The organism is Halorubrum cibi (assembly GCF_900182635.1).
In the GTDB taxonomy this organism is placed as follows: domain Archaea; phylum Halobacteriota; class Halobacteria; order Halobacteriales; family Haloferacaceae; genus Halorubrum; species Halorubrum cibi.
Window position 1 is genome coordinate 1 of record NZ_FXTD01000019.1, and the last position, 9,782, is coordinate 9,782.

Sequence of the window (9,782 nt, forward strand, 5' to 3'; positions counted from 1 at the left end):
TCGAGGATATCGATTTCCATGGCAGGTTCGATTTCCTCGGCTTCACCCTTCTAAACCGGTGATATCCGCTGATAAGATCGCTCTTCAACAGAGCACTCTAAAAAAGAATGGTACTGCTACTGAAGACTGAATTCACAACCAGTCTTTGACATGTTGTAGACCGAGACGGGCTACGAGATGTGCCGGTCCGCGTTTCGGGAGATCACGAACAGTACGAAGATGGGTTGGTGGATCACTACCACCGATCCCCATCTCCCAGTCGAGTTCGTTACCGAATCGTTTGACAGCCGTTTCTACGCGTTCACAGATCCTTTCGGTATCCACTGTTTGGATTTCGTTGTCGTACATTAGTAGCTCCCCATCGACGATCGTTGACTCAACGTCCCCGGCTGTCGCGGTGTTCACTACTAATGCGGGAATGTTCGTCTTTGGTACGAATTTGGGATCTGATAAGTCCAGAACAATGAGATCCGCACGCTTGCCGGGTTCGATACTGCCGAGTTCGTCTCCAACGCCAAGCGCCCTCGCACCTTCGATGGTGAGCATTCGAACCAGATCCATCGAGTGGAACTGATTCGTTCCGAATGAGAGGTTAGCCGCCAATCGTGCCTGTCTGGCCTCGCCTAGCAGGTCGCTAGAGTCGTGCCAGTAGTGGTCGTCAAGGCCGAGTCCGACCGTTGTACCTGCCTCTCGTAGCGACGGAACTGGTGTCCATTCGGCCTCTCCATCCGGCTCCCAGTAGGAGAAGATCGATGGACAGTGGGCGACGGACGCGTCGTTTGCCACCATTCGTTCGATATCATCTTCGCTAGCAACGCGAAAGTGTGCCGCCACGAGCCGATCATTCAGTAGTCCGACCTCCTCTAACAGGCCGAGTGAGTCCTCAGCATCGTTCGCTCGGGCCATCGTGTTGCTTGCGTCCAGCTCAAGGAGGTGCGTGTGGATCGGTAAATCAGGATATTCTTCGGCGAGGTCGGCTGTCCGCTTCCAGATCTCACGAGAGCATGACCAGTCATCGTGGGGACATACCGTCGCCTGAACTCGTCCGTCGTAACTTCCGTGATACTCCTCGATAAATGAACGAGCACGTTCAAACTGTTCGTCTTCGGGGATATCCCAGAACAGATCACTGATCCACGGGCCGAAAAAGCCTCTCAACCCGGCCTCACCGAAGGCTTCGGCCCCGCGACTCGGGAGCGCGTCCATCGAGTTGGTCGTTGTGATGCCGCTCCGGATGAAATTCAGCGCGGCGAGGTCGCAGCCTGCCTCGACGAGATATTCATATTGGCCACGACCGAGCTGTTCACAGAGGGCAGTCATCTCGGCGAACATCTCGCTGAGATCCATATCGCTGAACGCACCGGTGAGCGCTGTCAGTTCGAGGTGGGCGTGGGCGTTGACCAGCCCTGGCATGACGAGTCGGTCGCTTCCGTCGATGACTGTCTTGGCGGTTTTATCGCCGTCCTCTTGTTCGGATGATCGCACCTCTTGGATCATTCCATCATTGATGACGACCGTTCCACTCTGATAGAGCTGATTTCTCTCGTTGACGGTCAACACTATTGCGTCGCGGATCAGAATATCTGGTTCGATACTAGACATATCTGGAACGCTGTGACTGACTGGTGAAATATGGTGGGTCTATTCTAATGGTGTGATTGACCGACCGGCGGAGTCCGGGAGGCGTGTGGGCTTTTCGAGACGAGTTTAGTCGCTACCCGTGGAAGCGAATGCCTTTCCTCGTTCGATGAACCCGCGAACCTCGGATGTGACGCGATCTGGTGCCTCTGTCGGTCCGCCGTGACCGACGCCATCGAACTCGACGAACGTGCTGTCTGGGAGGGCTTCGTCGACCGCCCGAATGCCGTCTCGAAGGTGAGGTGGCCCTTCGGTTCCGGTCAACAAGAGCGTTGGCACGTCGATGTCTATCGAGTCCGGGAGGCGGTACTGTTCGATGGCGCGGTTGATCCGCGCGATGTTTTCAGTCAGCGCGACGATGTCAGGCCACGGTGGCCAGTCTTCGAGCCAGCCGTCGAGATCGTCGATCTCACCACCGTGCATGACCTCACGGATGTAGAACTTCATTGCCTGTCGGCGATCTCCGTTGTCGATTCGCGCCTGCATCTGTGACGCGAGGTCGGCCTGTTGTCTGTACTCACCGACGAGGACAGCCGGTTCATACGCGATGAGTTTTTCGACTGATGCGGTACGGGCGGTTTCAATCGCCAACAGACCGCCGAATGAATGCCCGAACAGAACCGGGGTTCCGTCTACCGCATCGATGATCGCACAGATATCCTCGACTCCTCGGTCGATGCTGTACTCCTCGGAGTCGCCGCTTTCCCCAACACCGCGTCGATGGGGAATGATGACGGTGTAGTCGTCGGCGAATCGAGGAATCACCGGCTTCCAATACTGAGGGGCGGATCCACCATGAAGAAGGATTAGGGGCGGTCCTTCTCCATGTCGTTCGAACGCTATACTGGTGCCATCGGCTGACGTGACCGTCTGCATTGTGCGTTTCTTCGTTCGGGTGGGACTGGGGAATCTCTCTCTCTCAATCATTCGGCCATTTAAGTGTGGACCTGTTCCGGTGCGTAGTGATTCAATCGGGGAGGGGCGGCCACGTTGTCGCCACTGTCTCCTCGATGAGTTGCGTCTCCGCGCGACGCAACCGCTCAGAGAGCGATGACGCAGAGATATCTAATTCCGTAGCGACGTCTTCCAGTGATGCCCGCCGCGGGATGTCGAAATGACCCATTTCGTACGCCGTCCGAAGCGCCTCCTGCTGATGATTGGTTAGCCCATCACCAGGCGGTTTAGACTCCCGATTACGAGTGAGACGATACAATCTGAAATCGGCGTTCTGTTGCCAGAACGTCGAGAAATCGTTGAACGCTTCTCGGTTAGCAAACCACCCGGTCTGTCGCCATCCATCCGGTAATACCTCGATCCGCTCGATGATTGCATCCGCCGTAGCGAGCGCCTCAAGGCCCGCGAGGTCGTTTATATGATCACCGAGTTGTTCCTCGAAGCTGAGTGCTGGCATTACTTGGTAGCGACGGGTGTCACCGGCCTCTCCGACAAGCGTCCATTCACCGACATCATAGGCGTCGGAAAGCGCGTTTGTAACCGCATGGTCAGAACCGTCTGTTACGGTGACTAGAAACAGGGGTCGTTCCCCATGATTAAATTGTAGTTCGAGGATCAGCGTCGCCTCGGGTACATTCGCTGCTACCTCAACGAGCGGAAGCGCGTCGCAGTAGATCTCGAATTCAGCGACAAGCCTCATACGCGATAGTCGATGCCATTCTTAATGGGGGTGTTGAAGACTCGATTCCGAGTGGAATATGGTCGGTTCTGTGCCACTCCTTGCTGACTTGTCTATTCGCCTCCGCTTATAAATAGCCCAATGGCTGAGAGAACGGCTTAGCCGCGTCGTCTTCGAACACAGCGTTGTATGGTGACGACCCAGTCCGCTGATGGTACTGAAGTACTGTACGAACGACATGGCGATGGTCAGCCACTGATCCTTCTCCACGGTGGGATGGCTCCCCGGGAATACTGGCATCCAGTCCGACCGTACTTCGAAGAGTACGGGATTGTGATCCCGCAACGACCGGGATTCGGCACGTGTCTTGCGGATCCAGCAGAGATCAGCGCGGACGAAGTACTGGACCGTGAGGTGCGGTACGTCCAGACACTCGCCGATACCGTCGACGGCGATCCGATTCTATTCGGCCACTCTTACGGCGCACTGACGGCAGTCGAAGCTGCGACGAATGTTGCGGTTGAAGCGGTCCTCGCGTACGAACCAGCGGTCCTTCCTGATGGCTACCGAAAAGAGGCTGATCTCGCTGACCGGATGGCTACACTCATCGATGAAGGTGAACGCCAGGAGGCCGTGAAACGTTACATCGAGCAGGTCCTCCACCCCGACGGAATCGACAACCTCGATACGTGGTTGGCTGAGTGGCCGGTCTGGCCGGATTGTATCGAACTCGCCGAAGAAGTCGTCCGGATGAATCGTGCTGTCGAACAGTACCAGCTCCCTGCTGGTCTCGATGTGAAGGCACCCGTGCTTGTGATGACGGGCACGAACGGACCGGACTTCCTACGCGAGAGCGCTTGCGGGGTTCATAAGGCGCTTCCGCACAGCCGTCTCGTCGAATTCGATGGTGTTAGCCACAGCGGTCCAGGTGAAGCACCGGAACGCATCGCAACGGAAGTCGATACATTCCTTCGCAACTAGCCTATAAGGGCTCGACAATGCTCAAATCGGCCTCTTAGCTTTACCGAGTTTTTCACCAACACAGAAATAATCCGACCTATGAAACGCCGGGATCTACTCGTCGCCATCTCTACAGCCGTCGCAGGCCTCAGCGGCTGTAGCACTTCTGATACGCAACCGAATGACACCGCTCCACCAGAAGGCGGGACCATGACGCTGTCCGAATACGACTGTCCACCACACGGCTCTAGTGAAGAGCCAGTCGTGTGTTCCCACACCGTAGATACGGATTCGGCCGATATCTACCTCCTCACGGACCCGACGACGCGATCCGAGACGCCGACACTGACGCTGTATAACAACTCTTCATCGGACCTCGAATTCAATCCGTTCCAGTGGACGGTAATGCAACAAGAGCCGTCAGGCTGGATGCCTGTAGAGAAACGCAGCTCTGGAAACGGCCGTCTTGTGATTGCTGCCGGGGAAACACATTCTTGGACGTTCGAAGAGGTGGTCAATTCTATCAACGAGCAAGTACCCCTTGGTGTAGGAACGTACACCGCGAGTATCGAGGTCTCGAATCCGAGAGGCTCGAACTGGATACGGTGTGTTGCGTTGGTTCGACTCAGCTAACATTTCGATTCTCTATATGCCAATCAAAAATACTCGGCCCGCACATCTTTGACACGCTCAGTTAGTACTCACAGTGGTAGCAATCCCAGTGTTGAGAGTTGCCAGCTGAACACGAGCCCCAATAGTGCTAGTACCGTCTGGTGGATGCGTGTAGTAACCGACCAGAAGCGGTACCGCCACGCCATCAATGTGCCGACAGTCGTCCCCAACGTCAGGATACCGATGAGATACGGGAGCGTGAGTGCGACTTGTATTGGCAGCGGTCGTGTGAAGAGCGTGAGGTCGCCGCCGGTCTCCAAGACGAACATGAAGAGTATGACGAATCCAATCGAGACGCTACTCAGGCCGACACCTGCGGCACGCGAGAGCCACGATGGGCTGGTCAATCGGCGTCTCACACGGTGCTTGAATCCGTTTCGGTTGTTGTACTCGTGCTGCTGTTCGGTTCGTTGTTGAGAGACTTGTTGGTCCGTCATCCAGAGTCCTCCACACCGGATTCGTTGTCGGTCCGGTACTGCTTCAACTGCTGCCAAGCGTTGTGTCCGCCCCATCCGACGAGTGAGAGACCGAACCCCGACAGTGCTGTACCGAGAACACCACCGGTGACGAGTTGGCGTTCGTGAAACGGTACGGGCTGGTAGACACCAGTAGGTTCGCTGCTCATGTTCAGTACGTCCACCTCGCCATCTGTGACCTCGAAGGCAAGGACATCGTGACCGCCAACTTCCTCGTACACGTACGGTTCCGTCTCGACCCACTGTCGAGCGTCACCTTCGAGAGTCGTTGTCTGCAGGTGGCTGTTTGCTGCGGGCTCAACAGTCAGGTGTTCGAGTAGATCGACGACCTGAAGTGGCCCACTCTGCGGGAGATACGTGAGGCTGTACTCACCAGCAACAGTTTCGGCGCGCTTCTGACTGCCCGGTCTCGAAGTCGGCGTCGGCGTCGTCGGTGCTTTCTGGAGACCGAATTCAGCAACAATTTCATCGACGATAGCTTTCGGACGTTCACTCGGATTGCTGTTGAAAGCGACGAATATCCCGACATTCTGATCGGGAGCGAGCAGCAGGTAACTCGTGAAGTTAACTGTCGCACCTGAGTGAGCGATGAGATTGGCGTCCGGATTTCCGTACTCGTGGAAACCGTACCGCCAATTGGTGACTGCTTGGTGACGCACGTGGTGGCGACTGTGCATCATTTCAGTAGTCTTCCTGTCGAGAATTCGCCTGTCCCCGACCGCACCGTCGCAAAGGTGTGCCTTCATGAACGCCACCATATCCGTTGCTGTCGCACTCAACGAACCCGCAGGACGCATATTGATGTACACGTCGTCGGCCACTGTGAACGACCCATCTCTACGGACGTGCGGTGCGGCAAGATAGCCGGGCTGGTTGTCGGGAATCGGCTGGGCGAACGTGCTGTAGGACATACTAAGCGGGTCGAATATCTCCGACTGGAGGTATTCCTCAAACGTGGTGTTGTGAGATCCAGCAACAACGTGGCCCGCGAGGGCCGCGCCGTAGTTGGAGTATCCAACGAGTTCACCTGGTGGACGAATTCGCGAGGGTTGTCGATCAATGAGGATCGTCTCCAACGAGTCAAGCGCAGTCGGCTCGGAGACGATGCCGGGATCGAGAGTAGACTCGAATCCTGCGGTGTGTGTACCGAGATGTCGGAGTGTCACAGGATCTTCGTACGTGTCTGGAACCGTGACTTCGGAGTCGTCGAGATATGTGTTCACGTCAGCGTCGAGATCAAGCACACCCCGTTCGACTCCCTGTATGACGGCAGTGTACGTCACGAGTTTTCCGACCGACCCGACTCGGAACACTGTCTCATCGGCTCGAACTGGCTCACCGGAATCGACATCAGCAACGCCGTATCCTTTGGTAAGGACGGATGTGTCACCGCTGACGATGGCGACAGTTGCTCCGGGGGTTGTCGTCCCGATCCGTTTGGCCAACGTCTCGTCGACGAACGCTTCCAGCTCGTCCGGATGTACAAAGGGGTCACCTCGCTGTGGGCCGTTGTCTCTGGAGTCTGTCGCGGCGCTTGTACGACTGACCATGGTTCCAGTGCTACTGAGTCCGAGACCACCGAGAGCGGTCAGAACCGATCGACGCGTCGTTCTATCGTCTATCATGAAGGGATTTTGTGGTCTCAATAGCTGGAATGGCCGTGAGTAGGGGGGTTACGTTACTGGACACCAGGGTTGTGAGTTCGTCATCGAATTCACGTGACAACGGCATCGAGTGATCACCTCGGAGTGGCCTCGATAGCGGTGACGAGACCGAAGAATTCCGTTGAGACGTTTTCGAGCGGTAAGCCGGCCTGTTCGACGGTCTTCAGCGGCTCGTGGTTCAGTCGACAGCCGTTCTTTTCATATTGCGACTCGGCGCGCCAGTCTTGGAGCCAAGCAATAGGTGCCGTATCGCTACGTCGATGTTCGAGCAGCAGGATTTCGCCACTGGGAGCACAGACTCGCTTCATCTCGTGTAATGCGGCAATTGGATCGGGGAACGTACACGTCGAAAACGACGAAATCACGGTATCGAAGCTATCATCTTGGAACTCCAATTCGTGAGCGTTCATCTGGTAGACGGTCCCATCCAGATCGAGGCTGTTGAGTTCGTTTCGGGCATGTGAAAGCATCTTCTCGCTAATGTCGATGCCAACGACCTCGCTCGATGACGAGAGGTAGCGGAAGTTCCTTCCAGTGCCACATGCGACATCGAGGACCCGGCCGTCTGCGTTGTCGAACTGGCGACGACGATAGGACCCAGCGAAGAACCGATCGACCCACTGCCACCGTGCGAGTTTGTCTGCTACGCTGGAATACGCGTTGGCGATCTCTTCGGCCGATTTTGATTGCCTTTCTACCAGCTGATCACGATCCGCGTTCTTGCCCTGAGCTTTATTTTGCTGGTTCGTCGAGTTGTAAGGATTTCTTGATTGCATGCTGGATACCTCCGTTGATCTCGATTACGAGTCGGATCGACAGCACCGATATACTTATCGGATTAATGATATTATGTCGGATCTGATTCAAAATCAGAATTAAGCAGAAATCGAATTTTTCACCCTCTGACACCGATAATCGGTTGATTACCGTATTAGAATCGCCATCCACTCAATCCCGATCCCGTAAGGATTCTGTTAGGAACGCTGAAAATCGCTCTTTTTGCGTCGCACGCGCTCGGTTCGTCTCACTGTCGCAGTCGAATCAAGAACCAGGCTAATCGCATCGCTCTCATGGCGTAATACAACCTCGTATTCGTCAGGATCAGACGCGATTTGTTCGGATGTCCAGCGACTGTCGTAGAGATACTCGTTGAACTCCCAGATGCCTCGTGAAGTCACATCGACACCACGATCCCAGTGAAACGCTATCGATGCGGGGTGATAGACGGCACTGTAGGTTAACGGATTGTTGTACCTCCGTAGGCACTCTTCGCAAGTACTCGTCACTAGGAATGAGTCAGCGTCGGGTAGTGGAGTCTTTGCTACTTCGATTATTCTCGTTGAGAGCTGAGCTCCACATTCCGGACATAGTCCACTTCGAATTTGCTTGGTAACCTCCGCACTTCGTCGCTTGATGCTTTGGATCAGCGCATCCTCGTCGTGAGTCTTGACCTGAGCAGGTGTTATCGGCTGTCCTGTAACTGATTGTTCACACACCGAACAATCGATACGGAAAAACTGATGGGAGAGAGATGCTTCAAGTGCCTCTTTCCCACAGAAGACGCATATTCCATCGACTGGTTTCGGACCGAATGAATCCGGCTGCTCATAATTTCCCGATAAGATGAATCGGACGATGCGTTCACCAGCGTGCGTAAGCGAGTACCCTTGGTCGGTTTTTCGCAGGTACGTCCCGGCAAGCTCCCCTAAATGGTACGACAACTTCGATGTGTTTTCAACCTCTACATACTCATAAATCTCAGAAAACGAAAGTTCAGCAACTCCGGATCCAACATCTCCCAGTTCATGCTGGGCAGTAGCAACAGCGCGAAGGATATCAAGTCGAGTGTCATCGGATAGAAGTCGGAAGATATTGGTCGCCGAATTATCCTCTGTCATTATCCTTCGTGTTCGGTCCTTACTAGGCAGCGGTATTGAAACCCCATTCATTTCTTCATCACTGGAATATCAGGAATCCGGAGACATATTGAAGGTTTTATCCGAATCATCCGATCAGCTCTGTTGAACCCCTATTGTTCTCGTCTGAAACAGCTGATCACTGAAGGCTGAGAATTGCTTGCCGAGGATTCTACCAGTTTAGGTGGCTGTCCTAATGGTCGTGCGAGATCCACAGCGCGAATGTCGTATTGAAGTGATCTGCTCTGTTGAATCCGCAGAAGGCGGCGGGATAGCGTCGCTCTGAAGGTGGAAGCGAAGCGAAAGAGCCGAATGTGTCCAAACTCCTTTTCCGTTTCGTTAAGCAAGCCGCGTCGCCGGCTCAAAAGCGCTGTGCCGCCAGTCCAACGGCGGTGAGTGATCCGACTGGCCACGGATTTCCCGGCTGGAAGCATGTCACGCTCCACTTTTTACGGGTTCACATGGATGCAACGTACCGCGAGATCGTTGATTGGGCGAGTGAGATGGATCGGGTTCGTGGTCTGTTACAGCTGTCGCGGATGGCATTTCCCGCACCCTCAACGCTGTACCGGTCGTTTGAGAGGGTGCCCATGTCTGTGTGGCGTGGCTTCCTTCGGGAGTCCGCGACCATCTGCGATCCGGGCTCGCACGGTGCTATCGATGCCACATTCTTCGACCGCGAAACGGCATCGAGACACTACCAACACCGCTCGGATCGCCACATACGGACGCTCAAAACGACGGCGCTCGTCGATACAGACTCGTGTGCCATCCTCGATCTTCACTGCTCGGCACACTGGCCTCACGACACGCAAACTGGCCG

General features: G+C 55.1%; 8 protein-coding genes and 1 pseudogene. 2 read left to right on the forward strand and 7 right to left on the reverse strand.

Features of this window, described 5'->3' with window-relative positions; genetic code table 11:
- Positions 1-132: 132 nt before the first annotated feature.
- From FN829_RS15435 to FN829_RS15445, 3 genes are all read right to left on the reverse strand, one after another.
- Positions 133-1,593, reverse strand: coding sequence for an amidohydrolase family protein (locus FN829_RS15435; protein WP_142987835.1), 1,461 nt, complete (start codon positions 1,591-1,593; stop codon positions 133-135).
- Between the two features lie 114 nt (positions 1,594-1,707).
- Positions 1,708-2,514 carry an alpha/beta fold hydrolase gene (locus FN829_RS15440; protein ID WP_142987828.1) on the reverse strand — a complete coding sequence of 269 codons (807 nt, stop codon included), beginning with the start codon at positions 2,512-2,514 and terminating at the stop codon, positions 1,708-1,710.
- A 91-nt stretch (positions 2,515-2,605) separates the two neighbouring features.
- Complete coding sequence (locus tag FN829_RS15445; RefSeq protein WP_142987829.1) at positions 2,606-3,292, reverse strand: helix-turn-helix domain-containing protein; 687 nt, start codon at positions 3,290-3,292, stop codon at positions 2,606-2,608.
- Between the two features lie 168 nt (positions 3,293-3,460).
- Here FN829_RS15445 and FN829_RS15450 point away from each other — a divergent pair, with 168 nt between their 5' ends.
- Entirely contained in the window at positions 3,461-4,252 is a 792-nt protein-coding gene (locus FN829_RS15450) for an alpha/beta fold hydrolase (protein WP_142987830.1), read from the forward strand.
- 680 nt (positions 4,253-4,932) lie between these two features.
- Here FN829_RS15450 and FN829_RS15455 read toward each other — a convergent pair.
- The 4 genes from FN829_RS15455 to FN829_RS16510 form a co-directional block, all read right to left on the reverse strand.
- Positions 4,933-5,340, reverse strand: coding sequence for a hypothetical protein (locus FN829_RS15455; protein WP_142987831.1), 408 nt, complete (start codon positions 5,338-5,340; stop codon positions 4,933-4,935).
- Positions 5,337-7,004 (reverse strand): serine hydrolase domain-containing protein, encoded by a 1,668-nt coding sequence (locus FN829_RS15460; RefSeq protein WP_142987832.1) that lies wholly within the window; start codon positions 7,002-7,004, stop codon positions 5,337-5,339. The genes FN829_RS15455 and FN829_RS15460 overlap by 4 nt, the downstream gene beginning before the upstream one ends.
- A 113-nt stretch (positions 7,005-7,117) precedes the next feature.
- On the reverse strand, positions 7,118-7,819 hold the full coding sequence (locus tag FN829_RS15465) for a class I SAM-dependent methyltransferase (RefSeq protein ID WP_142987833.1): 702 nt from the start codon (positions 7,817-7,819) through the stop codon (positions 7,118-7,120).
- Positions 7,820-8,017: 198 nt separating this feature from the next.
- Positions 8,018-8,992: a DUF7351 domain-containing protein gene (locus FN829_RS16510; RefSeq protein WP_449272323.1), complete on the reverse strand. Its 975-nt coding sequence runs from the start codon at positions 8,990-8,992 to the stop codon at positions 8,018-8,020.
- 428 nt (positions 8,993-9,420) lie between these two features.
- Between FN829_RS16510 and FN829_RS16100 the strand changes: the two are divergent.
- Positions 9,421-9,782, forward strand: a pseudogene (locus FN829_RS16100) (IS5/IS1182 family transposase); the annotation flags it as partial.

What these genes read in the sequence shown, in the direction of transcription:
- FN829_RS15440 (WP_142987828.1), bottom strand. Translation starts at nt 2,514, where the DNA reads ATGCAGACGGTCACGTCAGCCGATGGCACCAGTATAGCGTTCGAACGA.
- FN829_RS15445 (WP_142987829.1), bottom strand. Translation starts at nt 3,292, where the DNA reads ATGAGGCTTGTCGCTGAATTCGAGATCTACTGCGACGCGCTTCCGCTC.
- FN829_RS15450 (WP_142987830.1), top strand. Translation starts at nt 3,461, where the DNA reads ATGGTGACGACCCAGTCCGCTGATGGTACTGAAGTACTGTACGAACGA.
- FN829_RS15455 (WP_142987831.1), bottom strand. Translation starts at nt 5,340, where the DNA reads ATGACGGACCAACAAGTCTCTCAACAACGAACCGAACAGCAGCACGAG.
- FN829_RS15460 (WP_142987832.1), bottom strand. Translation starts at nt 7,004, where the DNA reads ATGATAGACGATAGAACGACGCGTCGATCGGTTCTGACCGCTCTCGGT.
- FN829_RS15465 (WP_142987833.1), bottom strand. Translation starts at nt 7,819, where the DNA reads ATGCAATCAAGAAATCCTTACAACTCGACGAACCAGCAAAATAAAGCT.
- FN829_RS16510 (WP_449272323.1), bottom strand. Translation starts at nt 8,992, where the DNA reads ATGAATGGGGTTTCAATACCGCTGCCTAGTAAGGACCGAACACGAAGG.